Annotated in this window: 25 protein-coding genes and 1 pseudogene; 14 read left to right on the top strand and 12 right to left on the bottom strand. The window is 56.3% G+C overall.

All coding sequences use genetic code 11. The features are described from left to right. Window positions 1-10 precede the first annotated feature (10 nt). Together LB462_RS10025 and LB462_RS10020 are read right to left on the bottom strand one after the other, a co-directional pair. A complete protein-coding gene (locus LB462_RS10025) occupies window positions 11-514 on the bottom strand; it encodes an invasion associated locus B family protein (RefSeq protein ID WP_114429668.1) in 504 nt (167 codons plus the stop codon). Window positions 515-768: 254 nt separating this feature from the next. Then, a complete protein-coding gene (locus tag LB462_RS10020; RefSeq protein ID WP_224507457.1) occupies window positions 769-1161 on the bottom strand; it encodes a YkvA family protein in 393 nt (130 codons plus the stop codon). Between the two features lie 120 nt (window positions 1162-1281). Here LB462_RS10020 and LB462_RS10015 point away from each other — a divergent pair, with 120 nt between their 5' ends. Further along, a complete protein-coding gene (locus tag LB462_RS10015; RefSeq protein WP_224507455.1) occupies window positions 1282-1755 on the top strand; it encodes a low molecular weight protein-tyrosine-phosphatase in 474 nt (157 codons plus the stop codon). Here LB462_RS10015 and thpR read toward each other — a convergent pair. Together thpR and LB462_RS10005 are read right to left on the bottom strand one after the other, a co-directional pair. Continuing rightward, window positions 1704-2300, bottom strand: coding sequence for an RNA 2',3'-cyclic phosphodiesterase (gene thpR / locus LB462_RS10010; RefSeq protein ID WP_224507452.1), 597 nt, complete (start codon window positions 2298-2300; stop codon window positions 1704-1706). The genes LB462_RS10015 and thpR overlap by 52 nt on opposite strands. Window positions 2301-2462: 162 nt before the next feature. After that, entirely contained in the window at window positions 2463-3122 is a 660-nt protein-coding gene (locus LB462_RS10005) for an arylesterase (RefSeq protein ID WP_224507450.1), read from the bottom strand. 68 nt (window positions 3123-3190) lie between these two features. Between LB462_RS10005 and LB462_RS10000 the strand changes: the two genes are divergently transcribed. The 4 genes from LB462_RS10000 to LB462_RS09985 all read left to right on the top strand — a co-directional run bounded on the left by LB462_RS10000 (window position 3191) and on the right by LB462_RS09985 (window position 8135). Further along, window positions 3191-3895 carry an ABC transporter ATP-binding protein gene (locus tag LB462_RS10000; protein WP_224507448.1) on the top strand — a complete coding sequence of 235 codons (705 nt, stop codon included), beginning with the start codon at window positions 3191-3193 and terminating at the stop codon, window positions 3893-3895. Further along, window positions 3892-6459 (top strand): ABC transporter permease, encoded by a 2568-nt coding sequence (locus tag LB462_RS09995; protein WP_224507445.1) that lies wholly within the window; start codon window positions 3892-3894, stop codon window positions 6457-6459. The genes LB462_RS10000 and LB462_RS09995 overlap by 4 nt, the downstream gene beginning before the upstream one ends. A gap of 191 nt (window positions 6460-6650) precedes the next feature. After that, the gene (locus LB462_RS09990; RefSeq protein ID WP_224507444.1) at window positions 6651-7427 is read left to right on the top strand and encodes a Bax inhibitor-1/YccA family protein; all 777 of its coding nucleotides are present in this window, start codon (window positions 6651-6653) and stop codon (window positions 7425-7427) included. Window positions 7428-7586: 159 nt separating this feature from the next. Then, the gene (locus tag LB462_RS09985; protein WP_224507442.1) at window positions 7587-8135 is read left to right on the top strand and encodes a GNAT family N-acetyltransferase; all 549 of its coding nucleotides are present in this window, start codon (window positions 7587-7589) and stop codon (window positions 8133-8135) included. A gap of 3 nt (window positions 8136-8138) precedes the next feature. Here LB462_RS09985 and LB462_RS09980 read toward each other — a convergent pair. The 3 genes and pseudogenes from LB462_RS09980 to acnA all read right to left on the bottom strand — a co-directional run. Continuing rightward, a pseudogene (locus LB462_RS09980) lies at window positions 8139-8426 on the bottom strand (DUF2794 domain-containing protein); the annotation flags it as partial. 492 nt (window positions 8427-8918) lie between these two features. After that, a complete protein-coding gene (locus LB462_RS09975) occupies window positions 8919-9692 on the bottom strand; it encodes a DUF1223 domain-containing protein (RefSeq protein ID WP_224507438.1) in 774 nt (257 codons plus the stop codon). Window positions 9693-9876: 184 nt separating this feature from the next. Continuing rightward, entirely contained in the window at window positions 9877-12564 is a 2688-nt protein-coding gene (acnA, locus tag LB462_RS09970) for an aconitate hydratase AcnA (RefSeq protein WP_224507436.1), read from the bottom strand. Between the two features lie 290 nt (window positions 12565-12854). On the opposite strand from acnA, the gene ccmA reads away from it, so the two are divergent. Genes ccmA through LB462_RS09945 form a run of 5 tightly spaced genes read left to right on the top strand, consistent with a single transcriptional unit; the run spans window position 12855 to window position 15709 of the window. Further along, entirely contained in the window at window positions 12855-13463 is a 609-nt protein-coding gene (gene ccmA, locus LB462_RS09965) for a heme ABC exporter ATP-binding protein CcmA (protein ID WP_224507434.1), read from the top strand. Further along, entirely contained in the window at window positions 13463-14128 is a 666-nt protein-coding gene (gene ccmB / locus LB462_RS09960; RefSeq protein WP_224507433.1) for a heme exporter protein CcmB, read from the top strand. The genes ccmA and ccmB overlap by 1 nt, the downstream gene beginning before the upstream one ends. A gap of 44 nt (window positions 14129-14172) precedes the next feature. Continuing rightward, window positions 14173-14943: a heme ABC transporter permease gene (locus LB462_RS09955; protein WP_224507430.1), complete on the top strand. Its 771-nt coding sequence runs from the start codon at window positions 14173-14175 to the stop codon at window positions 14941-14943. Then, window positions 14940-15113: a heme exporter protein CcmD gene (gene ccmD / locus LB462_RS09950; RefSeq protein ID WP_224507428.1), complete on the top strand. Its 174-nt coding sequence runs from the start codon at window positions 14940-14942 to the stop codon at window positions 15111-15113. Before LB462_RS09955 ends, ccmD begins: the two co-directional genes overlap by 4 nt. Next, complete coding sequence (locus LB462_RS09945; protein WP_224507426.1) at window positions 15110-15709, top strand: DsbE family thiol:disulfide interchange protein; 600 nt, start codon at window positions 15110-15112, stop codon at window positions 15707-15709. Before ccmD ends, LB462_RS09945 begins: the two co-directional genes overlap by 4 nt. Before the next feature lie 5 nt (window positions 15710-15714). Here LB462_RS09945 and LB462_RS09940 read toward each other — a convergent pair whose 3' ends face one another. From LB462_RS09940 to dapF, 5 genes are all read right to left on the bottom strand, one after another. After that, the gene (locus tag LB462_RS09940; RefSeq protein ID WP_224507424.1) at window positions 15715-16140 is read right to left on the bottom strand and encodes a hypothetical protein; all 426 of its coding nucleotides are present in this window, start codon (window positions 16138-16140) and stop codon (window positions 15715-15717) included. A gap of 117 nt (window positions 16141-16257) precedes the next feature. Next, the gene (locus LB462_RS09935; protein WP_224507712.1) at window positions 16258-16941 is read right to left on the bottom strand and encodes a septation protein A; all 684 of its coding nucleotides are present in this window, start codon (window positions 16939-16941) and stop codon (window positions 16258-16260) included. Further along, window positions 16941-18362: a signal recognition particle-docking protein FtsY gene (ftsY, locus tag LB462_RS09930; protein WP_224507422.1), complete on the bottom strand. Its 1422-nt coding sequence runs from the start codon at window positions 18360-18362 to the stop codon at window positions 16941-16943. The genes LB462_RS09935 and ftsY overlap by 1 nt, the downstream gene beginning before the upstream one ends. A gap of 23 nt (window positions 18363-18385) precedes the next feature. Continuing rightward, on the bottom strand, window positions 18386-19669 hold the full coding sequence (gene mtaB / locus LB462_RS09925) for a tRNA (N(6)-L-threonylcarbamoyladenosine(37)-C(2))-methylthiotransferase MtaB (RefSeq protein ID WP_224507420.1): 1284 nt from the start codon (window positions 19667-19669) through the stop codon (window positions 18386-18388). Then, window positions 19669-20562, bottom strand: coding sequence for a diaminopimelate epimerase (gene dapF / locus LB462_RS09920; protein ID WP_224507418.1), 894 nt, complete (start codon window positions 20560-20562; stop codon window positions 19669-19671). Before dapF ends, mtaB begins: the two co-directional genes overlap by 1 nt. A 418-nt stretch (window positions 20563-20980) precedes the next feature. Here dapF and LB462_RS09915 point away from each other — a divergent pair, with 418 nt between their 5' ends. From LB462_RS09915 to sucC, 4 genes are all read left to right on the top strand, one after another. Continuing rightward, complete coding sequence (locus LB462_RS09915) at window positions 20981-21517, top strand: protease inhibitor Inh/omp19 family protein (protein ID WP_224507416.1); 537 nt, start codon at window positions 20981-20983, stop codon at window positions 21515-21517. A 58-nt stretch (window positions 21518-21575) separates the two neighbouring features. After that, the gene (gene zapE / locus LB462_RS09910) at window positions 21576-22766 is read left to right on the top strand and encodes a cell division protein ZapE (RefSeq protein WP_224507414.1); all 1191 of its coding nucleotides are present in this window, start codon (window positions 21576-21578) and stop codon (window positions 22764-22766) included. A 301-nt stretch (window positions 22767-23067) separates the two neighbouring features. After that, window positions 23068-24030 (top strand): malate dehydrogenase, encoded by a 963-nt coding sequence (gene mdh / locus LB462_RS09905; protein WP_112525031.1) that lies wholly within the window; start codon window positions 23068-23070, stop codon window positions 24028-24030. Window positions 24031-24099: 69 nt separating this feature from the next. Continuing rightward, on the top strand, window positions 24100-25296 hold the full coding sequence (gene sucC / locus LB462_RS09900) for an ADP-forming succinate--CoA ligase subunit beta (protein ID WP_224507412.1): 1197 nt from the start codon (window positions 24100-24102) through the stop codon (window positions 25294-25296). Window positions 25297-25299: the final 3 nt, after the last annotated feature.

The following is a 25299-nucleotide window of genomic DNA, read 5'->3' as shown; positions in this document are numbered from 1 at the left end:
CTTCGAATTGTTATTTGCAGGTCGCGATGGCCTTCAGAGCAGCCGAAACACCCTTCAGCGAATACGCATAACTCGTCTTCGTACCGCGCTTCGAGACAGCGTTGATTGACATCTGATGTCCCGCGCGCAACGCAGCGACCAGTTGCGGTTCTTCGGCAGCGTTTTCCATCCAGCCATGACTGCCACTGGTAAACATGGAGAAAGAGCGCTCGTCGATCTTCACAACGACCTTCGAATTTGCCTGTAGATCGTAACCGGCCTTGAACTGCGGCTCATAACTGACGTTCTGACCTGGCTTCTGGCTCACCATGAAGAAGTTATCACCGTGATCGATCTTGGCAGGCTGCTTGTCTATCGGGACAGAAAGGACGTAGCAGACTTTACCGTTGCCCTGCTGGTAGCTGTAAGCGCCCCACGCGTTGTACTGGCTGATCTGACTTGGGGTCTGGGCAAGAGCTGTTCCCGTCAGCCCAAACATGAGCACAGAGATCGCTACGATTGATTTTCCAAACATTTTACCTACCAGTTTTTCTCGCGTATTTCATAACTAGCGAACCGGCAATGGCCCGGAAGATTTCCGGATGCCGCATTGTCCAGTTCGCTTCCCTTAATTTGACTTAATCTGGGTTACCAAACGGTGAAGATAGAGCAAATTTTCAGAGCTACGAATATCGCATCCTCATTAACGTCCCACCTGTGAACTCCAGCCAAACAAAAGCGGCGAGACTTTGACGTTTCGCGGTTTCACATCCTTGTGATGAATCGAAATCAATTGGCAGGCGAAGGGTCGCGGTCGAGGTTTTCGATCGCCGTTTGTGCGGCCGCCCGATGCGCGGGTGTGATGTGACTGCGAATGGCGGTCAATGCTGCCATCAGGACGGCGACGTCGTCGGTGAAACCGAGACCGAAGAGGAAGTCCGGAATGAAGTCGAGGGGCAATACGAAATAGGCAAGCGAACCGAGAAGAATGCCACGCACCTTTGTCGGTGTCGCAGGATCGAGCGCACAAAAATAACCGGCGACCACTTCATCGAGAAATGGTATGGATTTTGCAGCCTTGCGTGCCGTTTTCCAAAAGCGCGCACGAACGCGTTCCTCGCGGGAGCGCTGTTGATCCTCACTCCCCGGTTCCAGAATTTCGCCAATCTTTGCGTCGTTCATCCCTTTTCCTTCAAAACCATTCCGTGACAACATGGGAAGAACGGCCACCTGCTGCAAGAGTTTCAGTGAAATTGTTGCAGGAATTGGTGAACACGTCCCCGTCCAAACCAGAGTGCTTGCATGACATCACACCCGCTTCATTCCGTTCTGTTCGTTTGTCTCGGCAATATTTGCCGCTCTCCCTTGGCCGAGGGTGTATTCCGATCGGTGCTTGCGGCAGAGGGGAAAGGGAATGGTGTCCTCATAGATTCCGCCGGTACCAATGGCTATCACACGGGAGAATTGCCGGACGAACGTTCCATTGCCGTCGCCAGCCGACACGGCATCGACATTTCAGCCCAAAGGTGCCGCCAGCTTACTGCGGACGATTTCACCAGGTTTGACCTGATCGTCGGCATGGACCGGGAGAATATCGCGACCATCAAAGCGCGTCGAGCTAGCCTTGCCACAGCGGAAGTCGGAATGTTCTATGAACTCGCGCTTGGAGACGCCACACAGATCCCGGATCCGTATTACGGCACGAATGTCGATTTCGAACGCGTCTACCGAATGATCCTGGCGGCCTCCAAAGGCCTCTCCGCACGGTTCGGGTAGAAAGAACGCGGGGCTTCGAGTGGCCAGGCTTCCTCGACTATGTAAGGTCCGCCACCGATGGAATCGCGCGATGACATCAGCACGAAACGTCCGATTGTGAACGGCGCTGTAGAGAAGTTTCCGCGTGAGGAGAGATAGTGCGCGACTTCTTCATTACGGACATTGCGCAGTCGTGCCAGCGTCACATGCGGGGTAAACTTGCGTTGATCAGCCGGCAGCATAAGGCGCTGGCAGATGCGCTCGATTTCGGCGTGCAGCGCTTGAATGTCCGGCGAAGGAGACACACCTGCGACCAGACTATGTGGCTTCTTTGAGCCGAAAGCGTTCACGCCAGAAAGTTGCAGCGTAAATTCCGGGCGCCTTATGCGGTCGAGCGCATTAGCGACCTCGTCGGCGATATGGCCTTCGACATCTCCGATAAAGCGCAGTGTAATGTGATAGTTTTCGACATCAATCCATCGGGCACCTGGCAGGCCACCGCGCAATAGCGACAGTGAGAGAGCGGCGTCCCTCGGGATTTCGAGGGCAGTAAAGAGACGCGGCATAAGGCATCCTCCCCGAATCGAGTTGTAACTTTAGAGAATCATCGAATGAACTCGCGAGCAAGACATAAGTTCAGATTATCCTCCGGCGCGACAAATTAGACACGGCTCATCCAAAGGTGGCAGAACGGGTTGCCGGATGGCGGGTGTCGGCGCGTTGAGCACCTATTGTGATGCGGTGCGCTGGCTTATGGTCTTTTCCATCAGCGGCAGAAAACCCTCAACCATCTTGGCAACACCCTCGGTGTTCGGATGTTCGCCATCGGCGAGTTGCAATGATTTTACTGTCGCGACCCCATCCAGGAAGAAGGGATAAAGTGGCACATCGTATTTTTCCGCCAGACGCGGAAAGATCGCGTTGAATTTCTCCGCATAGTCATTGCCCATATTGGGGGGCGCCAGCATGCCGGCAAGTATGACCTGAACGTTGCGCTGCTTCAGTTTCTCCAGGATATCGGAAAGGTTTTTCTCGCTGATAGCCGGGTCGATGCCTCGAAGCGCGTCATTGGCGCCGAATTCGAGAATCACCAGGTCGGTACCTTCGGGCACCGACCAATCGAGCCTGGAGACGCCGTCAGTGGTCGTTTCGCCCGCGACGCCCGCATTGGTGATCGTCACGTTGACGCCCTTATCCTTCAGCGCCTTTTCCAACTGGGCGGTGAACGAATCCTGTATAGGCAGTTGGAAGCCGGACATCAGGCTGTCGCCGAAACCGACGACCGCCAACGGGCGGTCAGACACGGCATTTTGATTGGCCAGGGCCAAGGACGGCAAGGCAACTAGACCAGTTAAAACGAAGAACTGTAACAATGGTTTGAATCTCATTCTTGGGTACCCATATCAGACCAGCTGCAATCAATCTGGTGCTGACCATACCGCAAAGGAAGTGCTTCGTGACTAAATCCGTTATCGCGCTTGATCACATTGAGTTGACACTTGGCAGCGGTGCTTCCTCGGTGCATGTGCTGAAAGGCATCTCACTAAATATCAATTATGGGCAGTCAGTTGGCATTGTCGGGCCGTCCGGCTCGGGCAAATCAACCCTTTTGATGGTTCTCGCTGGACTTGAGCATGTGGATTCCGGTTCCGTCCAGATTGCCGGCGAGAAGCTCGAAAGCATGAGCGAGGATCAAATCGCGGCGTTCCGCGGACGCAATATCGGCATCGTGTTCCAATCCTTTCATCTCATTCCGAACATGACGGCACTCGAAAATGTCGCTGTGCCGCTCGAGCTCGCGGGAAATCCGGATGCCTTCAGCATTGCAGAAAATGTGCTCGCGGCAGTCGGTCTTGCCGATCGCATTACGCATTATCCTGGCGAACTCTCAGGCGGCGAGCAGCAGCGTGTCGCGATTGCACGCGCGCTAGCGCCGTCGCCGAAGATCCTTATTGCCGACGAACCAACAGGTAATCTCGACACGGCGACAGGCCGGCAGATAGCCGATCTTCTGTTTGAGAAGCAGAAGGAATTCGGCGTCACACTCGTCCTTGTCACCCATGACGCAACACTCGCCGCGCGTTGCGACCGAGAGATCCGCGTGCGATCCGGCCTGATCGAAGCGGATGAGCATGCCCCGGAGCTGGCGAAAAGCGCATGAGTGAAATATCTCCGGCCCGCGCTACACCATCCCTGAAATTGGCGTTGCGTTTCGCCCTGCGCGAAATGCGCGGTGGCCTATCAGGGTTCTATATCTTTCTTGCCTGCATTGCGCTTGGTGTGGCGGCCATTGGCGGTGTCAACTCGGTCGCAAACTCCGTTACGGCGGGTATCTCCACGCAAGGCCAGAGCATCCTTGGCGGGGATATCCGTTTTCAGCTCAACCAGCGTGAAGTCAACCCTGACGAGCGGGCCTTTCTCGACAGCAAGGGCCGCGTTGCTGTCAGCGCCAACATGCGGTCAATGGCAAGGCTTGCCGATGGGTCTGATCAATCGCTGGTGGAAGTGAAGGCAGTGGACAATGCCTATCCGCTCTATGGAGCGCTGCAGACGACGCCTGCACTTGACCATCAGGCACTGTTTGCAGAAAAGGATGGTGCCTACGGAGCCGCTGTTGCCCAGATATTTCTCGACCGGCTCAATCTGAAGCTGGGTGACCGGGTTCTCCTTGGAACTGCAACGTTCGAGTTGCGCTCAGTCATCAGCAACGAGCCGGATCTGCTATCCGACGGCTTTGGCTTCGCACCTCGCCTCATGGTGTCACTTGAAGGGCTCGGTGCCGCCGGGCTTATCCAGCCGGGAAGCCTTGTCGATCATAGCTACAAGATCGCTCTACCAGCCGGGGCGACAGACGCTGCAATCACGGCCATACGCGAGGAAGCGCAGAAACAATTTCCACAAGCTGGTTGGACAATACGTGGCCGCAACAATGCTGCGCCTTCGCTCAGCGCCAATATCGAACGGTTCTCACAATTCCTGACCTTGGTCGGGCTGACCTCCCTGATCGTTGGCGGGGTCGGCGTAGCCAATGCAGTGAGGTCTTATCTCGACGCAAAGCGCGGCGTCATCGCCACATTCAAGTCGCTTGGAGCTCCAGGCTGGTTCGTTATCGCAGTGTATCTGATACAGATTGTCATCATAGCGCTGGCCGGTATTCTCATCGGCCTGGTCGTTGCGGCCCTTATTCCCTATGCCGCTGGCTATGCGTTGCAAAGCGTTCTGCCCATCGCCTCGAAGGGCGGCTTCTATCCCGGCGCATTGCTCTGGGCGGCGCTGTTTGGTCTTTTGACAACGCTCGCGTTCGCCATATTACCCTTGGGGCGCGCTAGAGACGTTCCAGCGACGGCGCTTTTCCGCGAACAGGGGTTTGAACAGCGGGGCTGGCCTAAGCCAATCTATGTGGTGGCCGCGGTTGTTCTGATCGCCATCCTTTGCTTGCTGGCCGTGGTTTTTGCCTATGATCGGCGAATCGCCATGGTCTTTGTTGGCGCGGTTGCATTCTCATTTGTCGTCTTGCGCGCTGTTTCGGCTCTGGTTCAATGGCTTGCTCGGCGTGCGCCGCGCGTGCGGTCGACTGCGCTGCGACTTGCTTTTGGGAATATTCACCGGCCCGGTGCCCTTACTCCCTCCGTAGTCCTGTCTCTTGGCCTGGGACTGACGCTTCTTGTTACGCTTGCGCTTATCGACGGCAGTCTGCGCCAGCAACTGGCGGGTAACCTGCCCGAGCGGGCGCCGAATTTTTTCTTTGTCGATATTCAGAGCAAGCAGGTCGATCAGTTCACGACTCTCCTGCAAAATGCAGCGCCGAATGGCAAGATCGTCAGCGCGCCGATGCTCCGCGGGCGTATCGTCGCGTTCAACGGGACCGATATCACCAAATTGACCATTCCACCCGAGGGCGCATGGGTTTTGCGCGGCGACCGCGGTATCACCTACGCCAAAACCGTGCCGGAAAACTCGACGCTGACACAAGGTTCGTGGTGGCCAGCTGATTACTCCGGCGAACCGCTCGTCTCCTTCTCTGCCGAAGAGGCTGGCAATCTTGGCTTGAAGATTGGTGACACCGTGACGGTCAATGTGCTTGGTCGCAACATCACCGCTCGGATCGCCAATTTTCGACAACTACAGTGGGAATCCCTTGCCATCAACTTCGTGATGGTGTTTTCGCCGAACACCTTTACCGGCGCGCCGCATGCCTGGCTGGCGACCCTGACCGACCCCGCAGCCACCTCGCAGCAAGAAGCCACCGTCATGCGCGATGTGACCCGCGCCTTCCCGGCGGTGACGACCGTTCGGGTCAAGGATGCGATCACCATCGCAAATGAGCTGGTCGGACAATTGGCCGTTGCTATTCGCGCGGCGGCGTCAGTGGCACTCATCGCTTCGATCCTGGTGCTCGGCGGTGCCTTGGCGGCAGGAAATCGCGCGCGCGTCCATGATGCGGTCGTGTTGAAAACGCTTGGAGCGACCAGACGCACGCTGATAAAGGCCTTTACGCTCGAATATATGTTGCTCGGCCTCTCGACCGCTATTTTTGCGTTGCTCGCCGGTGGTGTGGCTGCCTGGTATGTGATTGTGCGGGTCATGACATTGCCGGCCTCTTTCCAGCCGGAAGTGGCCATGATGACCGTAATTATCGCGCTGGTCCTGACTATCGGTTTCGGCCTCGCTGGCACATGGCGAATACTTGGCCAGAAGGCGGCGCCGATCTTGCGAAACCTTTGAATTCATTAAAACGATGTAATATTGGACGGATTCAGGGTAATTTTGGACCACAACACACGATCTTGAGTAAATCAGGTCTTGTTATAAGACGTTTAAATCACCATAATTCTTAGCAAGGCATGCTGGGGTCCCGCCAGCGGCGCCCGGGATTCCCCCCGACACCCGACGGGACGAAGCAAATGAGGAAAACCATGGCTGACTATCGCAACATCCAGGCCCGTACATCGGCCGGAGTGCGTGTGGACGCGGGGATCGATCAAGGTCTACGCAGCTACATGCTGAAGGTGTATAACCTTATGGGTATCGGTCTTGCAGTGACCGGTTTTGCCGCCCTTGCAGTTGTTTATCTCGCGACCACCAATGATGCGTCCCTTGCCGCAGCGCAGTTGCCCAACGGCAAGATGCTGACAAATCTTGGCGTTGCAATCTACGGCTCGCCCCTGCGCTGGGTTGTGATGCTCGCACCGCTTGCCGCAGTGTTCTTTTTGAGTTTCCGCATCGAGAAGATGAGTGTTTCTGCTGCCCAGACGACGTTCTGGGTCTATGCCGCGCTTGTCGGTGTCTCGCTGTCCTCGATTTTTCTGGTGTTTACGTCCGGAAGCATCGTTCAGACGTTCTTCATCACCGCGGCATCCTTCGGCGCCCTGTCGCTCTACGGATACACGACGAAGCGTGACCTCACCGCGATGGGCTCATTCCTGTTCATGGGTCTGATCGGCATCATTCTTGCCTCGCTGATCAATATCTTCCTGCAGTCGAGCGCCTTGCAGTTCGCAATCTCCGCTATCGGTGTTCTGGTCTTCGCCGGCCTGACCGCCTATGACACGCAGAATATCAAGGAAATGTACTACGAAGGCGACAGCTCGGACACTTATGGCCGCAAGGCAATCATGGGTGCACTCCGACTTTATCTCGACTTCATCAACATGTTCATGTTCCTTCTGCAGTTCCTCGGTAACCGCAACTAACTCTTGCGAACCTGAATTGAGGATAAGGGCAGCGGAAACGCTGCCCTTTTCGTTTTCCTGCCGCCGGTGATGCGGTGACAATTTTCGCAACGCTCCCCTTCAAATTCCAAGCAAAGAAGTGCATGAAGCGTGCAAGATCATCATTCATTGCGAAATTCCATGTCCCAGATTCATATCCGTTCAGCTCGTCCCGCCGACCTTCCGGCCATAACCGAAATCTATCGCGACGCTGTCCTACACGGAACGGCGACTTACGAAATCGATCCACCCGATATGGAAGAGATGACACGGCGGTTCCATGCAGTCACCGCGGACGGATTTCCTTACGTAGTAGCGGAACTCGATGGGGCAGTGATCGGCTATGCCTACGCCAGTTACTTCCGGACGCGCCCGGCTTATTGGTGGTCAGTCGAGGATTCGATTTACATTGCACCGGAGGCCAAGGGGAAGGGGCTTGGCAAGGTCTTGCTGCAACAGCTGATCAAGGATTGCACCAATCTCGGCTTCCGCCAGTTCATCGCAGTCATCGGCGATGGCCATGATGCATCAGCATCAATACGTTTGCATTTGAGCTCTGGCTTCAAACATTCGGGAACGATCAGGGCTTCAGGCTTCAAGCATGGCCGTTGGCTCGACACCGTGCTAATGCAGCTGGACATGAACGGCGGCTCGGAAACCTTGCCCGGCAAGCCCCCGCTGAAATCTTAAGCGCTAACTCCGTACGACACTCAGGCTTTTGTCGAAGATCCTGAGTACCCGATCAAGTTCCTGGCCGCGCTTGAGAATGAGGCCACTGGCGGCAATGACGCTGTAGGCGCCTTGCTTGCGCGCGAACCTTGGGTTTTTCTCTATCCGGAACATCGGTACTTCACTGGTTCGCCGGAAGATCGAGAAGACTGCCCTGTCCATCAAATGATCGATGGCATAGTCCCGCCATTCACCGGCAGATACCATGAAACCATATATTCGTAGGATCTGATCGAGTTCGCGCCGGTTGAAGGTTACGGGCAAATCGTTGTTACGGGTAAGGGAGATAAGTTTAGCCTGCTGTTGCGATTCGTCGCCACCTGCATTGCTGTCCATCAATCAACCGCCTTTGAAAACTGTTGTGTCACGTGGATGACATAAAGGTGGCCTGATCCGCATCAATTTACAAGTCCGGAGTGATGAGAGCATTCAATATCGTTGGCTTACGAACTGTTTTGTTGGCTTTCTCACAAAGCAATACGCTGTGAATCGAATGGTGATGGGCTGACACATTCTCGCCATTATCTGTTCGCATTGCCGCCGGATTCGACACCCAACATCAATGGTATGTTGTCCGAGACCGGTTCGTTCTGAAGCAGCTCGATACCCCAAGCCCCCCGCCCAACGGGTTGCCCGGATTGAGCCGATAAGTCTCCCTAAGCAACATGCCCCAATACTCAGGCCGGATTTATCCGGCCTGTTTTTCTATGTGGTTAGAACGTGTCCTATCTATCGGCTGACGCTCTAGGGTTTCGCGGCCATAATCGAGGCGCCAATAATGGGGCCTGGCTTGCCCTCACCCAGCATCTCCTGCAGCAGCACCGCGCAGCCGGACGCCTTCTTGCTGGCGATCTCGCTTAACGGGATTTCAATCTTTTGCGCCGCTCCATCCCACATGCCGACTGTCTCCATCGCGCGCACACTGTTGGCGTAACTGACCTTGCGTCCGACGTTCTCGCCATCGGGAATGGCGATAATGCTCTCCCGATTGAAATAGGCCAGCAGAACCCGAACCGGGTTGGTCGCGGATGGACCTGAACCTATGTCGATCAACAGCCGGTCCCGTGCGGTCTTTTCGATGGATACGGGGATGGTGAGCCCGGTCGGCGTGTTGCGCGTTTCTGCGATACGCCTGCGAATTTTCTGGCCGTCCTGACCGTTCATATGCTCACGGCCATTGAGGATCACCTGCGGCGTATAAATACCGTTCAATCCCAGAGCAGTACGATAGGCGTTCTGACGGTCAGTGTTTTCGGGTACAGCAAGGCTGTCCGTCCAGCCGCGGTAGTCCCAATAATCCACGTGGAAGGCCAGCGCGACAACCTTTCCTTCCGTCGCAAGCGACTTCAGCACCGCATCCGCAGGGGGGCATGACCCGCAGCCTTGAGAGGTATAAAGCTCGACGACACCCTCTGGTTTCCCGCCAGACTCCTCCGCACAGACAGGCAGCACATAAGCCACTGCCGTTACGAACGGTGCGCTGATAATAATGCGTCTGGATAGGGTGCGCAGGGACAAGGTGGTTATTTTCTTCCCGAGTTTTCTTAGTTCTTTTTGTCAGTTCATCGTCAGAAGATTGATAGGAGCCGATCGTTTCAACAGGAAGTCACTTTGAGGTGAATTCGATCACGTTTCGTCTTGCCCTTAAATCGAAGGCCGCCGGTTTCCCGGCGACCATTCGTTTCACAATATTTTTGAGCAATCAGGCAGCAAGATCACGCAGAACGTATTGCAGGATACCACCGTTCTTCAAATATTCGAGTTCGTCGATCGTATCGATGCGGCAGATCAGCGGCACCTGTTTGACGCTGCCATCGGCGTAAGTCACCGTGGCAAATGTCTTCTGGCGTGGCTGGATCGTGGCCAGACCTTCAATCGAGACGATCTCGTCACCCTTGAGCTCCAGCGATTGCCAGCTTGTGCCGTCTTCGAGAACGAATGGCACTATGCCCATGCCAACCAGGTTCGAGCGGTGGATACGCTCAAAGGACTGGGCAATCACGGCACGAACACCAAGTAGGCTGGTTCCCTTGGCTGCCCAGTCACGCGACGAGCCATTGCCATATTCGACACCGGCAAAGACCACCAGAGGAACGTTTTCGCTACGATATTGCATGGCAGCATCGTAAATCGGCATCTCCTCCTTGGTGGGATAGTGGATCGTATAGCCACCTTCACGGCCGTTTTCGCCGAGCATATGATTGCGGATGCGGATATTGGCGAAGGTGCCGCGCATCATCACTTCATGGTTGCCGCGGCGCGTGCCGTACTGGTTGAAGTCCAGCGGGGCGACGCCATGCTCGGTCAGATACTGTCCGGCGGGAGAGGCTGCCTTGATCGAACCGGCCGGAGAAATATGGTCGGTGGTAATCTTGTCGCCGAAGAGACCAAGAATGCGCGCGCCCTTGATGTCGTTGACCTTGCCCGGTGTCTTGCCCATGCCGACAAAGTAAGGCGGGTTCTGCACATAGGTCGACTGATCGTCCCAGGCATAGGTCTGACCTGCTGGAACCTTCACCGCCTGCCAGTTTTCGTCACCCTTGAACACGTCTGCATATTTGGCAGAAAACAGTTTGCGGGTGACGTTCTTGGTGATGAACTCCTGAATCTCGTGTGAAGACGGCCAGATATCCTTGAGGAAAACCGGGTTACCGTTCTGATCTTCGCCAAGCGGCTCGGTGGTCAGATCAAGTTTAACTGTACCGGCAATAGCATAGGCAACGACGAGAGGCGGTGAGGCCAAATAGTTTGCCTGAACGTCGGGCGATACACGGCCTTCGAAGTTACGATTGCCGGAAAGTACCGACGCCGCGATCAGACCCTTATCGTTGATGGTCTTGGAAATCGGCGGCAGCAGCGGGCCGGAATTGCCGATGCAGGTCGTGCAGCCGAAACCGACGAGGTTGAAGCCAAGCGCGTCAAGTGATGTCTGCAAACCGGCGCTTTCCAGATAAGCCGCAACAACCTGCGAGCCCGGAGCAAGCGATGTCTTGACCCAGGGCTTCGACTTCAGGCCCTTGGCGACGGCATTGCGGGCAAGAAGACCGGCCGCAATCAGTACGCTCGGGTTCGAGGTATTGGTGCAGGATGTGATAGCAGCAATGGCGACATCGCCGTGACCCAGGTCGTAGTCCTCGCCTTCGACAGGATAGCGGGCGTCGAGCTGTGTGGTCTTCTTGTATTCCTTCTGCAGCGATTCATGAAAGCCGGATGCTATGCCTTCAAGTGCGATACGACCCTCCGGGCGCTTCGGCCCAGCCATGGACGGCACCACGGTTCCGAGATCGAGTTCCAGCGTGTCGGTGAATACCGGATCAGCAGAGTTTGGCTCGCGCCACATGCCCTGCGCTTTCGAATAGGCCTCGACAAGAGCGAGGCGGTCCTCGTCGCGTCCGGACATGTGCATGTAATTGATGGTTTCGCGGTCGATCGGGAAAAAGCCGCAGGTCGCGCCGTATTCGGGGCCCATATTGCCAATGGTTGCACGGTCCGCAAGCGTCATGCTCTCGAGGCCAGGTCCGAAGAATTCGACGAACTTGCCGACGACACCCTTCTTGCGCAGCATCTGCACAACAGTGAGAACGAGATCGGTCGCTGTCACGCCTTCCTTGACCTTGCCGGTCAGGCGGAAGCCGATGACTTCCGGCAGAAGCATTGAAACGGGCTGGCCAAGCATGGATGCCTCAGCCTCGATACCGCCAACGCCCCAGCCGAGTACGCCGAGGCCATTGACCATGGTCGTGTGCGAGTCAGTACCGACGCAAGTATCAGGATATGCGACGGTCACGCCATCCTCGTCCTTGGTCCAGACGCCTTGCGCGAGATATTCAAGATTGACCTGATGGCAGATGCCGGTGCCGGGCGGAACAACGCGGAAGTTCTTGAATGCCTGCTGACCCCACTTCAGGAAGCGGTAGCGCTCGCCGTTCCGTTCATATTCGAGATCCACATTGCGCTTGAAGGCCTGGGGATTGCCGAATTCATCGACGATAACAGAGTGATCGATGACGAGGTCAACCGGAACAAGCGGATTGATCTTTTCCGGATCGCCACCGAGATTGACCATGGCGTCGCGCATCGCTGCAAGATCTACGACTGCCGGAACCCCGGTGAAGTCCTGCATCAGGACGCGGGCCGGACGATAGGCGATTTCCGCACCGGCACTGCCGCGGTCGACGAGCCATGCTGCGACGGCTTCGATGTCTTTCTTGAAGACCGAGCGGTTGTCTTCAAAACGAAGCAGATTTTCGAGAAGAACTTTCATCGAGAATGGAAGCTGGGAGATGCCTTCCAGGCCGTTCTTTTCGGCTTCTGTCAAACTATAATAGACGTATTCCTTGTCACCCACGGCGAGGGTCTTACGACATTTGAAGCTGTCAATCTGAGACATTGTTGCGTTCGTCCTTATGCTGAGGCCTAAACCCGGGACGAACGCCTTTGCCGCGTTTCAAGGACGCGCTAAGGTGCGGGTGCAGTCATTTCCGCTGTCCGTCCCGCAACAGGTCCAAAAACGGAACCCGTATCGAGATCGGCCAAAATGGTTTCCATGCCGACCGCTGGCATGGTTGTCAGCTATATAGAGTTTTTCGCTGATCTGTGCCAGACCGGAATTAGTCTAAATTGTGTGCTGCGTCGAAATAATCACGTGGCGTTTCACAAGTACCAAAAAGCGGATCGGTCATGCGGTTAATCGCCGAGAATTTGGGTGGTGAACGGGGAGGAGAACTGTTGTTTTCCGGTCTTCACTTTGCTGTTTCCTCCGGTGAAGCTCTTATGGTGACCGGGCCCAATGGTTCAGGTAAATCGACCCTGCTTCGAATTATCGCAGGTCTGCTTGTCCAGGCGGAAGGAATGCTTCGGCTCGAGGGTGCGCCAGCCGCGTTTGAGGGGCTCGCCGCGGCCGCTCATTATCTTGGCCACCTCAATGCCATGAAGCCGGTCCTGAGCGTCGATGAAAACCTGCATTTCTGGCAATCGTTCAACGGACGCGGTCAGTATTCGATTGCCGAAGCACTCGAACACGTCAGTCTAGGTGAGATTGGTCACTTGCCTTTTGGCTATCTTTCGACCGGACAAAAACGCCGTGTCAGTATCGCCCGGCTTCTTGTCAGCGAACGGCCGGTTTGGCTTCTGGATGAGCCAACCGCCGGGTTGGACAAAGCATCTGAGACGCAGTTCACCGGACTTATGCGCGGACACCTGACAAGCGGCGGAATTATAGTTGCAGCGACCCATTTGCCGCTGGGGCTTGAGGGATCGAAGGAATTGGCCTTGGGAGCCGCCTCGTAATGGGCGCATTGTTCCTTCGCGACGTTCGACTGGGCTTGCGCGCTGGTGGCGGCGCGTTGGTTGGAATCCTGTTCTTTCTGGCGGTAATTGCCGTCGTTCCCTTTGGCGTGGGGCCCGATCTGAAGCTGCTTGCCCGCATCGGTGCGGCCATGTTGTGGATCGGGGCGCTGCTTGCGACCCTGCTTGGCCTCGACCGCTTGTTTCAGGCGGATCGTGATGATGGCTCGCTCGATCTCTTGATCATGGCGTCTGACCGGCACATGCTTGCACTTACGATCCTCGTCAAATGCCTGGCGCATTGGATAGTCAGTGTTCTGCCCCTCGTTATCGCTTCACCGCTCCTTGGGCTCTTCATGAACATGGAGGCCGCTGCCATTGGTGCGACCGCTTTGACCCTTCTGGTCGGCACGCCGGCGATCACGCTGATCGGCGCTGTTGGCGCTGCGGTGGCGGTTTCGCTGCCGCGGGGCGGTCTTTTGGTTTCTGTGATCATCCTGCCGCTGACGATACCGGTGCTGATTTTCGGCGTGTCTGCGTCCTATGGCGCAGTTGAAGATCCAGCACCGTTTCTGGCACCTTTCCTTATTCTTGCTGCGATTACGCTGTTTTTTGCAGTGCTGGGACCAATAGCCGCCGCTGCAGCGTTGAGGTCTTCAGCCGATTGACAGTGTGATGAATTGCGAAACGGGCATCAGAAAGCTAAGAGTATGTGATGAGTGACGCTGTATCCAAGACCGGACGATGGATCGACCTGGCCAACCCTACGCGGTTTTTGAGCGTGGCAGGTGCCGCTTTGCCATGGCTCGGCGGACTTACGGTGCTGGTGCTGGCCATAGGCTTCTGGATGTCGATGAACGCGCCAGACGATTACCAGCAGGGCTCAACGGTCAAGATCATGTTCATCCACGTGCCTTTCGCCTGGCTTTCGATGATGTGTTACACGATCATGAGCGTCGCGGCGCTCGGAACACTTGTATGGCGCCACCCGCTGGCCGATGTCTCCGCCAAGGCTGCTGCGCCGATCGGGGCTGTCTTCACTGCTTTGGCGCTGATTACCGGCTCACTTTGGGGTAAGCCGATGTGGGGCACGTGGTGGGTCTGGGATGCGCGGCTCACCTCCGTTTTTGTCCTGTTTCTGATGTATCTCGGGATCATCGCGCTCACCCGCGCAATGGATGATCCGGCAAAATCGGCAAAGGCCACGGCTATCCTCACCCTTGTCGGCTTCATCAATATTCCGATCATCAAGTTTTCGGTCGACTGGTGGAACACGCTGCATCAGCCCGCGTCCGTGCTGCGTATGGGAGGCTCAACCCTCGACCCGTCTTATCTTAAGCCATTGCTGGTCATGGCAATCGGTTTCACGCTTCTATTTTTTACGTTGCACCTGATGGCCATGCGCAACGAAATCTGGCGCCGCCGCGTCACGGCGATGCGCCGCGTTGCTGCCCGCAGCGCAGATCGGGGAACAGTGTCATGATGAGCCATACCGGTTTCGTGCTTGCCTCCTATGGCGCTGCCATCATTGTCCTTGCTGCCTTGATCGGGTGGATTTTCATCGATCAACGCAGCCAGCGTCAGGCGCTGCAGGAGCTGGAATCGCGCGGGGTGCGTCGCAGGTCCGAGACGAAGATGGATAAGGCATCGTGACGGGGCAGGAGCAAGTCGAAAAGGCTCCACGAAAGCGCAGCCTGTTCTTTGTCTTCCTGCCGCTTATCCTGTTTGCCGCCCTAGCCGCTGTTTTCGCATTCCAGCTTGCGTCGGGCCGCGATGAATCGGTCATTCCGTCTGCGCTGATTGGCAAACCCGCTCCCAATGTATCGCTGCCGGCCGTGAGTGGCCTGCAAAAGGATGGCCAGCCGGTTCCTGGGCTCGATCCGGCAGCCTTCAAGGGGCAGGTCACGCTCGTCAATGTTTTTGGGTCCTGGTGTGTGCCCTGCCGTGTCGAACACCCGCTGCTCATGCAATTGGGTGAAGACAAGCGGTTTCGGCTCACCGGGTTGAACTACAAGGATAAAAACGAGAACGTCCTCGGCTTTCTCGACGAACTCGGCAATCCCTACGCCGCCATCGGAGCCGACATGAACGGCCGGGCCGCAATCGAGTGGGGCGTTTATGGCGTGCCGGAAACCTTCCTTGTCGGCAAGGACGGCATCGTCGCCTACAAGCATGTCGGACCTTTGACGGAAGACTCGATCCGCGACGACCTTATGCCTGCCATCGAGGCAGCGCTAAAGGCGAATTAGGCCTTTCAGTTTTCCAGCATGGCATAGCGCCGTACCCAGCCTGCGGCTCTTGTTGCGGCCGTCGCCGTGCTGTCATAGGCGTGGGTGAGCGGGACAGTGATCATCCGATAGCCGAGTTTCGTTTTCGTTGCGACCGTGACCGGCGCAGCAATAGGCGTACCAAGTGCAAGCGTTTCTATTGGCCGGTCCGCAGCGGGCTCAGGAACCGTAAAAGACCTGCCGGCGACCACTGATTCAGGAGCAGATTTCACGGTACATGTCGCGGTGATCAACGGATAGTCGACCTTCGTGTTCTGACGAATCTGGTTCTCCTGGTCGGCTCTGCATCGTTCGATACTGGTCCAGCCCGCATCTGCTGTCTTTATATATTCGCAGATTTTCGCATCGCAGTTGCAACCCATCAGGGTCATTACGATGAGAGCCGTTTTCATGGATTGGGCCTTCTGAAGATTCGTTGCGGATGCCACGATTCTTGAGCGTGGATCACGGCGGGATTTCGTCGTGATCAGGCGGAAATTATGACCCTTTTCAGCCGGATTGTGGCGGTCTTATTGGTCTTTGCTCGACGCTTTCTCGGCTGCAGGCTCGATAGAATATTTCATTACGAGCGGCATCTGCGCAAAGGTGAAGAGCAGCGTGATCGGCATGGTGCCCCAAACCTTGAACGCCACCCAGAAATCGGTCGAGAAGCTGCGCCACACAACTTCATTCAGTACCGCGAGGAAAATGAAGAATATCCCCCAGCGCACGGTCAGCTTTCGCCAGCCCTCGGCATTCAGCTTGAAGGCACTGTCAAAAACATAGCCGAGCAGGGATTTGCCGAAATACAGTCCGCCGAGCAGGATGACCCCAAACAATGCATTGACGATGGTCGGCTTCATCTTGATGAAGGTTTCATTGTGGAGCCATAGCGTCAGCGCTCCAAAGATCAGCACGACAATGCCGGAGATCAGCGGCATGATCGGCAGGCTGCGCACCAGAATCCAGGAAGCCGCAAGTGCAATCGCCGTTGCCGCCATGAACAGGGCGGTGGCGATGAAAATCGGCTCGCCAATATTGGAGAGGGCCGGAAAACGTTCGATCAACCATTCGCCGCGCGCATTGGCGAAGAAGAACACCATCAGCGGGCCGAGTTCCAGAACCAGCTTGAGCAGCGGATTGATCTCCTTGCGCGCCGGATCGATTCTAGTTGCCGGATCAGATGGATCACGTTCGAATATGGGCTGTTCCATCATGCAACTCCTGCGATGGCTTTGGCAAAATCGCTTGCGGCGAAGGGTTCGAGGTCTTCGACCTGCTCGCCGACGCCAATGAAATAGACCGGCAGTTTATGTTTTGCAGAGATGGCGACAAGGATGCCACCACGTGCTGTGCCGTCAAGCTTGGTCATCACGAGGCCATTGACGCCGGCGATGTTCTTGAAAATCTCGACCTGATTGAGGGCATTCTGCCCTGTCGTCGCATCGAGCGTTTGCAAGACCGTATGCGGCGCTTCCGGATCGTTCTTGCCGAGCACACGAACGATCTTCGCGAGTTCGTCCATCAGTTCCGCCCGGTTCTGCAGACGGCCGGCTGTATCAATGATCAGAACGTCGCTTCCGGCTTCTTTCGCCTGTTTCCACGCATCGAAGGCGAGGCCCGCTGCATCGGCGCCAAGCTTGGAGGAAACGACAGGTGCGCCGGTGCGTTTGCCCCAGATGTGCAACTGTTCGATGGCCGCCGCCCTGAACGTGTCACCCGCGGCGAGCATGACGTTAAGGCCGCCCGCCGTAAGCTTGGCGGCAAGCTTGCCGATCGTCGTGGTCTTGCCTGTGCCATTAACCCCCACAACGAGAATGACGTGCGGCTTGTGCGAGAGGTCGAGCTCCAGCGGCTTGGCCACCGGGCCCAGTACTTTCTCGATCTCCGCTGCCATGATGGCGCGGACTTCCTCCGTGCTGATATCCTTGCCGTAGCGCGTCGCGCTCAAGGCCCCAGTGATGCGGATGGCGGTCTCCATACCGAGATCTGCCTGGATCAGTACGTCTTCCAGGTCCTGCAACGTATCTTCGTCGAGCTTGCGCCGGGTGAAGATGCTGCCAATGGAATCGCCGAGTTGCTGGGAGGAACGGAACAGCCCTTTGCGCAGACGCTCGAACCAGGAAAGGCGTTTTTCCGGTTCTGCAATGGCTGGTTGTTCTGCCTGCTTTTCCTCAACCGTTTTGCTAACCGTTACTTTTGAGGGCTTGGGTGCAACTGCAGGTTCGGGCGCTTCTACAACCTCTGCGACTGGAGCTTCGGGAGAAGGGATCGACACCGGCTCGATTGTTGCCTCGCCCATCGGCGATTCAATCTCATCCGTGGCCTCGATAAGTTCATCGACTGGCGACGATTCAATCTCGGTCTGTTCGACAATGACAGGTTCGATGTCTTGAAGTAACTCAGGTTCTGCCGCCGTCGCTTCGAAGGCGACGGTCTGTTCCTCAACAACTGGTTCTGCTTTAGCAGGAATAGTTTCGGCAGGCACATTCAAGGCTTCTTGTGCCGTTGTATCCTCATAGAGCTGCTCAGCCGTCGGTAGCTGATCGAGCTCGCCTGAGAGCTTCTCAACCGGAACCTCTTCGACCTCCTTCTTGCCGAAGGAGAATATCTTCTTGATGAAACCCAGAGCCATGAAAACTGCTTTGCTAATTAAGATTATGCCGCGCGCCGGCTACTATCATTAGCCAACAGCTTGTCGCTGTCATGGCCATTGATCGTGCGCTCGATGATATGGCCCGGCACTCCATCATCGACACCAACGAGAGTGAAACCCTCCGTCCGGCCAAGGCCTTCACGTTCGATGAGAATTTTCTGCGTCGTGCCAACGAGACTTTGCAAGTGGTGGCGATAGGCCGTATCGCCTGCAGCTCGCAGCCTTGCCGCGCGTGCCTTGACCACCTGGCGGTTAACCTGCGGTATGCGTGCAGCGGGCGTTCCTTCACGTGGGCTGAACGGAAAAACGTGCAGATGCGTCAAACCACATTCCTCGACGATCCGGATGGAATTTTCGAACATCTCATCGGTCTCTGTCGGGAAACCGGCGATAATATCCGCACCAAAAACGATATCCGGGCGAATCTTACGGACATTCTCGCAAAACTCGATTGAATCTTCACGCAAATGGCGGCGCTTCATGCGCTTCAGAATCATGTTGTCGCCGGACTGCAACGATAGATGCAGATGCGGCATCATGCGTTTTTCAGTCGCCAGCGCTTCCATCAGGTCTTCATCGGCTTCGATCGAGTCGATGGAGGAAAGGCGCATCCGCTGCAAGTCCGGTACTTCCTTGAGTACGGTCTTCACCAGCTTGCCCAGCCGCAAGTTTCCCGGAAGATCCGGTCCATAGCTGGTCATGTCGACGCCGGTCAGCACCACTTCGTTGTAGCCATTGCCGATGAGCCGCTTGACCTGCTCGACAACGCCGCCCATCGGCACCGAGCGGGAGTTACCCCGGCCGTAGGGGATAATGCAAAATGTGCAGCGGTGATCGCAGCCGTTCTGCACCTGAACAAAAGCACGGGCACGCCCTTCGATAGCGTCGACCATGTGCGAGGCGGTCTCGCGCACCTCCATGATGTCGTTGACACGCACCTTTTCAAACTGGTTGACGCCGAAATCCGGCAGCATGCGATAGGAGTTGGATTTCAGCTTCTCCTCGTTGCCGAGAACGAGATCGACTTCATCCATGGCGGCAAATTCATCAGCGCCCGTTTGTGCGGCGCAACCGGTAACGATAATGCGCGCTTGCGGATTATCCCGGCGTGCCTTGCGGATGGCTTGCCGGGCCTGGCGCACAGCTTCGCTGGTAACGGCGCAGGTATTGAAGATGATCGCGCCATCCTCAAGCGCGCCCAGACCCGCCGCGTCGGCCTCGCGCTTCATCACCTCCGACTCGTAGGTATTGAGCCGACAACCGAAAGTGACGACATCGACAGCCATCACGCCGCTCCCTGCGAGGATTTGACCTCGTCGCGGTGCCAGGCTCCGGTCGCGGGGTCCAGAGATCCCGAAAACTCCCACTCCGCAGGTCCGGTCATAATCACGTGATCGTTATCAAGCCATTCGATCAATAGCGGTCCGCCCGGCACGGTGACCGTTACAATTCTTTCGGTACGGCCGGTGCGCGCTGCGGAAACACCAGCGGCGCAGGCAGCAGAACCGCAAGCCTTGGTCAAACCAGCGCCGCGTTCCCACGTACGCAGGGTAATGGCGTTGCGGCTTGTCACGTGCGCAATGGAGATATTGGCGCGCTCCGGAAAGATCGGATGGTTTTCGAGGAGAGGCCCAAACCGCTCGAGATCGTAGGTCCACACGTCCTGGTCAACCCAAAAGATCGCATGCGGATTGCCCATATTGGCGACCGATGGCGAATGCAAGACCGGCGCATCGATCGGCCCAATTTGCAATTCGATCCTGCGCGTGTCGTGAAACGGTTCCGCGAGGGGAATGTCCTGCCAATCAAAGCGCGGCTTGCCCATGTCGACGGAGATCTGGCCGTCTGGATGCTCGTGCGCTGTCAGGATTCCGGCGATAGTCTCGAAAGTGAATTCACGCTTGCCGGTTTCGGAGCTCAGCGCCTGCACTACGCAGCGCATGCCATTGCCACAGGCCTGTGCCTCGCTGCCGTCGGAATTGATGATCTCGATATAGGCTTGCGTGCCCTCGGTTCTGGCTGAGTGAATGGCCATGATCTGGTCAAACTTGGTCGCCGGTTCCCGGTCGAGCGCGATAGCCGCATCAGCCGTAATCCGGTCCGCACGCCCGCGCATATCGGCAACGATAATTTCGTTACCAAGCCCGTTCATCTTCGCAAATTGCGCGTATGCCGCCATACCTTCGCTAGCCTATAATTGCCATCATCTGTCGATAGAGGGCTTATATGGCGGAAAAGGGAAAGAAATGCCAGTGCCTGCGCGACTCTGTCTTGCTGGTGTTCCGTGCTCATGCGCATCGTCGACGCCGCACAACCAGTCATGGTTTGCTGCAATGCATAAGACTTTATTCACCTTGAAATGATTGAATTGGTTAATGCCGCCGGTCATGGCTGATCGCGGGCAGCTTTGGAAGGTGTGGCGATATTGTCAGTTCTACCATTTTTTGATGGTCCTGATGCCCGGTTCGGTCAGAAAAACAGCGGTTTTTCTGGGGTGCGGGTTGAAATTTCGCCAGTATCGCCATTGTATTGATGGTTAACGAGCGCCGAATGGAATCGCATTCTGAGTTCAAATGCGCAGATGGAGAACTGAAGTTATGGGGACTTTGAAAGTCAATTTGCTGGCCGTCGCCATTGTTGGCATGGCGCTGGCGGGGTGCCAGAGTTCGCGGATGGATCCTGTCTCTACCGCGCCTGCACCATTGCAGCCGGCACCCTCAGGCTCTGTGAGCCAGAGCCAGCTGCCACCGCCGGGCGGCTCCAATCAGTTTCCGACGGCCCCGACAACGGGTAACGCAGCTCCAGCGCCGCAGGGCAATACGCAGGTCGCTGCGCTGCCACCTGAAAATGCTCCTGACCTTACTGCCAGCAGCGTTGCCGGCGTCTGGAATGCTTCGATGGGCGGGCAGAGCTGCAAGATCGCGACGCCGCAGACCAAGTTCGGCCAAGGCTACCGAGCCGGTCCTCTGCGCTGCCCGGGCGAACTTGCCAACCTCTCTTCTTGGGCTGTGAGCGGCAAGCAACTCACGCTTTATGATGCAGCGGGCGGTACAGTGGCAAAACTCTATTCTTCCGGCCAATCGAAGTTCGACGGCCAGACTTCGGGCGGGCAGAACGTCAGCCTGTCACGTTAGCTATCTTACGACCTAAAATTGGAGTGCGCCACGGGCGCACCCGGAGACTGCATTTCGCATGTCGCACGATAATTTGAAAGTATTTCCGTCTGTGCGTGAGCGCTACGATGCGCTTGTGCACGCAGGAGATTTGGACGACGATCCATCCCAACAGCGTCTTGCCAGTCGATTTGATCGTTTGATCCACGACGTGGCGACGAAGCGGCTTGCAACAAAATCCAGTGCGCTGGGCTGGCTCTTCAGCCGAAAGGCGCCGCGGCACGAAATCGTCAAGGGTCTGTACATCCATGGCGAAGTCGGTCGGGGCAAGACCATGTTGATGGACATGTTCCATCAACTGGTGCCGGTCAAACGCAAACGTCGGGCGCACTTCATCGACTTCATGGCGGATGTGCATGAACGTATCAACGCGCACCGCCAGGCTCTCAAGAAGGGCGAAACGAAACAGGAAGATCCTATTCCGCCAGTCGCTAATGCGTTGGCGGAGCAGGCATGGGTTCTGTGTTTCGACGAATTCACGGTGACCGATATTGCCGATGCAATGATCCTGTCGCGCCTGTTTCGCGCGCTCTTCGAGCGTGGCGTGGTGCTCGTCGCTACGTCGAATGTCGCGCCCGACAATCTTTATCGCGACGGTCTAAACCGTCAGCTTTTCCTGCCGTTCGTAGATATTCTGAAAACTCACGTGGACGTCATCAACCTCGATGCCCGCACAGATTATCGCCTGGAGAAGTTGAACCGCATGCCGGTTTTTCTTTCGCCGCTGAACGATGAGACGAACCGGCTGATGGATGACGCTTGGCACGCCGCGACCGCTGGCGCGACCATCACGCAAGATAGTGTCAAGGTCAAAGGCCGTACGGTCATCATTCCGCAGGCCGCACGGCACGTCGCGCGCTTTACTTTTGCCGATCTCTGCTCGAAGCCACTCGGGGCGGCAGACTATACCGCGATCATCAAGCGCTATCAGACAATCTTTATTGATGCTGTGCCTGTGCTCGATCTGCCGAGACGCAATGAAGCCAAGCGATTCATCATCCTGATCGATCTCCTCTACGATCACCACGTGCATGTAGTGATCTCTGCTGCCGCGTCGCCGAACCAGCTTTATGTGGCAAAGTCAGGCAACGAGGCCTTTGAATTTGACCGCACGGCGTCGCGGTTGTTCGAGATGCAAAGTGAGGATTATTTGGCCGAAGCGGGCGCACGTTCCGAGTCAGCCGAGCCGCCACGGTCCGCAGAAGTTTAAGCCATCAATTGCGTGCGATCCAACTCGCCTTTCTTTCATCATTTTGATATGTTCTCCATGCTAAAAATGGCGCGCCTCACCTTTTGTAGGGCGAACTTTGTTGACGTTTACGTAAATCCCATCAATTCTAACCGATTGAATTTATTGGGGTGAAAATTTTGTGTTGAGTTATTTTTGAAAGAGGAATATTCGAACGTCCCAGCGCAAAGACATGTGGTAAAAGGTTTGCCCGTGGGCTGCCCTAATATTGCGATGTGTCCTTTGGCGTCCGTCACGACTTCAGATCAAGGAAGTAACCAGCATGGCACGTAATAAAATCGCCCTCATCGGTTCAGGCATGATCGGTGGAACGCTTGCACATCTGATCGGGCTCAAGGAGCTCGGTGATATCGTGCTTTTCGACATCGCAGAAGGCATACCGCAGGGCAAGGGACTGGACATCGCCCAGTCGTCGCCAGTCGACGATTTCGACGCCAGTCTCGTCGGCGCCAATGATTATTCGGCAATCGAAGGCGCGGATGTGGTGATCGTTACCGCCGGAGTGCCGCGTAAGCCAGGCATGAGCCGCGATGATCTTCTCGGCATCAACCTCAAGGTCATGGAGCAGGTTGGCGCGGGCATCAAGAAGTACGCCCCCGGCGCTTTCGTGATCTGCATCACCAATCCTCTGGACGCCATGGTCTGGGCGTTGCAGAAGTTCTCCGGCCTGCCGAAGAACATGGTTGTCGGCATGGCCGGTATTCTTGACAGCGCGCGCTTCCGTTATTTCCTTGCAGACGAGTTCAAAGTCTCCGTTGAGGATGTCACCGCCTTCGTTCTCGGCGGTCATGGTGATAGCATGGTGCCGCTTGCACGCTATTCGACCGTCGCGGGTATCCCGCTTCCGGATCTCGTCAAGATGGGTTGGACCAGCCAGGAGAAGCTCGATCAGATCATCCAGCGCACCCGCGATGGCGGTGCCGAAATCGTCGGCCTGTTGAAGACGGGCTCTGCTTTCTATGCGCCGGCGTCGTCGGCGATTCAGATGGCCGAAGCTTTCCTCAAGGACAAGAAGCGCGTTCTTCCCGTCGCAGCCCATCTTTCCGGTCAATACGGCGTCAAGGACATGTATGTCGGCGTCCCGGTCATCATCGGTGCAGGTGGTGTGGAGCGCGTCATCGAAATCGATCTCAACAAGACCGAACAGAAACAATTCGAGGCTTCGGTGGCTTCTGTTGCGGGCCTGTGCGAGGCCTGCATCAACATTGCTCCGAACCTGAAATAACTCGGGCCTGAAACAATTCTGAAACGATCCGCACCTAAGTGTGCGGATTATTCGTAGAGGAAATATCATATGAATATTCACGAATATCAGGCCAAGCGTCTGTTGCACTCGTTCGGTGCCCCAATAGCCAATGGCGTCGCCGTCTATTCCGTTGAACAGGCGGAAGAGTGGGCGAAAACGCTGCCCGGTCCGCTTTATGTGGTGAAGAGCCAGATCCATGCTGGCGGGCGTGGCAAGGGCAAGTTCAAGGAACTCGGACCGGGTGCGAAAGGTGGCGTACGCCTTTCAAGATCGGTCGAGGAGGTCGTTGCCAACGCGAAGGAAATGCTGGGCAATACGCTGGTCACCAAGCAGACCGGTCCTGCCGGAAAGCAGGTGAACCGCCTTTACATCGAAGACGGCGCCGACATCGAGCGCGAGCTCTATCTGTCGATCCTGATCGATCGCGCCACCGGACGCCCGGCTTTCGTTGTTTCCACTGAAGGTGGGATGGATATTGAAGGCGTCGCGCATGACACGCCGGAAAAGATCATCACCGTTTCGATTGATCCGGAAAAAGGCGTGACTGCAGACGATACCGCCAAGATCAATGACGCATACGGCCTCACAGGTGAAGCCAGAGCCGACGGCGAGACGCTTTTCCCGATCCTCTACAAGGCCTTCACCGAGAAGGACATGAGCCTGCTCGAGGTCAACCCGCTCATCGTCATGAAAGACGGCCGTTTGCGTGTTCTCGATGCCAAGGTGTCATTCGATGGCAACGCCCTGTTCCGCCATCCTGACGTTGTCGAACTCCGTGACACGACGGAAGAGGATGCCAAGGAAATCGAGGCTTCGAAATATGACCTCGCCTATGTGGCGCTCGACGGCAATATCGGCTGCATGGTCAATGGTGCCGGCCTCGCTATGGCAACGATGGACATCATCAAGCTATATGGTGCTGAGCCAGCGAACTTCCTCGATGTTGGCGGCGGCGCCAGCAAGGAGAAGGTCACGGCTGCGTTCAAGATCATTACGGCCGATCCCGCGGTCAAAGGCATTCTGATCAATATCTTCGGCGGCATCATGAAATGCGACATCATTGCCGAAGGCGTGATCGCTGCGGTCAAGGAAGTCGGCCTCAAGGTCCCGCTCGTCGTTCGCCTCGAAGGCACCAATGCCGAACTCGGCAAGAAAATCATCAATGAGAGCGGCCTGAATGTCGTCTCTGCGGACGATCTCGATGATGCGGCGCAGAAAATCGTCGCAGCTGTGAAGGGGAACTGAGGC

The sequence above is a fragment of the Phyllobacterium chamaecytisi genome (assembly GCF_020164455.1).
GTDB classification, from domain to species: Bacteria; Pseudomonadota; Alphaproteobacteria; order Rhizobiales; family Rhizobiaceae; genus Phyllobacterium; species Phyllobacterium chamaecytisi.
Note: the sequence above shows the minus strand (reverse complement) of the source record. Positions and strands in the feature narration are given on the sequence as shown.

Coding starts and splice junctions, on each gene's coding strand:
- LB462_RS10025 (WP_114429668.1), bottom strand. CDS start 514: ATGTTTGGAAAATCAATCGTAGCGATCTCTGTGCTCATGTTTGGGCTG.
- LB462_RS10020 (WP_224507457.1), bottom strand. CDS start 1,161: ATGAACGACGCAAAGATTGGCGAAATTCTGGAACCGGGGAGTGAGGAT.
- LB462_RS10015 (WP_224507455.1), top strand. CDS start 1,282: ATGACATCACACCCGCTTCATTCCGTTCTGTTCGTTTGTCTCGGCAAT.
- thpR (WP_224507452.1), bottom strand. CDS start 2,300: ATGCCGCGTCTCTTTACTGCCCTCGAAATCCCGAGGGACGCCGCTCTC.
- LB462_RS10005 (WP_224507450.1), bottom strand. CDS start 3,122: ATGAGATTCAAACCATTGTTACAGTTCTTCGTTTTAACTGGTCTAGTT.
- LB462_RS09995 (WP_224507445.1), top strand. CDS start 3,892: ATGAGTGAAATATCTCCGGCCCGCGCTACACCATCCCTGAAATTGGCG.
- LB462_RS09990 (WP_224507444.1), top strand. CDS start 6,651: ATGGCTGACTATCGCAACATCCAGGCCCGTACATCGGCCGGAGTGCGT.
- LB462_RS09985 (WP_224507442.1), top strand. CDS start 7,587: ATGTCCCAGATTCATATCCGTTCAGCTCGTCCCGCCGACCTTCCGGCC.
- acnA (WP_224507436.1), bottom strand. CDS start 12,564: ATGTCTCAGATTGACAGCTTCAAATGTCGTAAGACCCTCGCCGTGGGT.
- ccmA (WP_224507434.1), top strand. CDS start 12,855: ATGCGGTTAATCGCCGAGAATTTGGGTGGTGAACGGGGAGGAGAACTG.
- ccmB (WP_224507433.1), top strand. CDS start 13,463: ATGGGCGCATTGTTCCTTCGCGACGTTCGACTGGGCTTGCGCGCTGGT.
- ccmD (WP_224507428.1), top strand. CDS start 14,940: ATGATGAGCCATACCGGTTTCGTGCTTGCCTCCTATGGCGCTGCCATC.
- LB462_RS09940 (WP_224507424.1), bottom strand. CDS start 16,140: ATGAAAACGGCTCTCATCGTAATGACCCTGATGGGTTGCAACTGCGAT.
- LB462_RS09935 (WP_224507712.1), bottom strand. CDS start 16,941: ATGGAACAGCCCATATTCGAACGTGATCCATCTGATCCGGCAACTAGA.
- ftsY (WP_224507422.1), bottom strand. CDS start 18,362: ATGGCTCTGGGTTTCATCAAGAAGATATTCTCCTTCGGCAAGAAGGAG.
- mtaB (WP_224507420.1), bottom strand. CDS start 19,669: ATGGCTGTCGATGTCGTCACTTTCGGTTGTCGGCTCAATACCTACGAG.
- dapF (WP_224507418.1), bottom strand. CDS start 20,562: ATGGCGGCATACGCGCAATTTGCGAAGATGAACGGGCTTGGTAACGAA.
- LB462_RS09915 (WP_224507416.1), top strand. CDS start 20,981: ATGGGGACTTTGAAAGTCAATTTGCTGGCCGTCGCCATTGTTGGCATG.
- zapE (WP_224507414.1), top strand. CDS start 21,576: ATGTCGCACGATAATTTGAAAGTATTTCCGTCTGTGCGTGAGCGCTAC.
- mdh (WP_112525031.1), top strand. CDS start 23,068: ATGGCACGTAATAAAATCGCCCTCATCGGTTCAGGCATGATCGGTGGA.
- sucC (WP_224507412.1), top strand. CDS start 24,100: ATGAATATTCACGAATATCAGGCCAAGCGTCTGTTGCACTCGTTCGGT.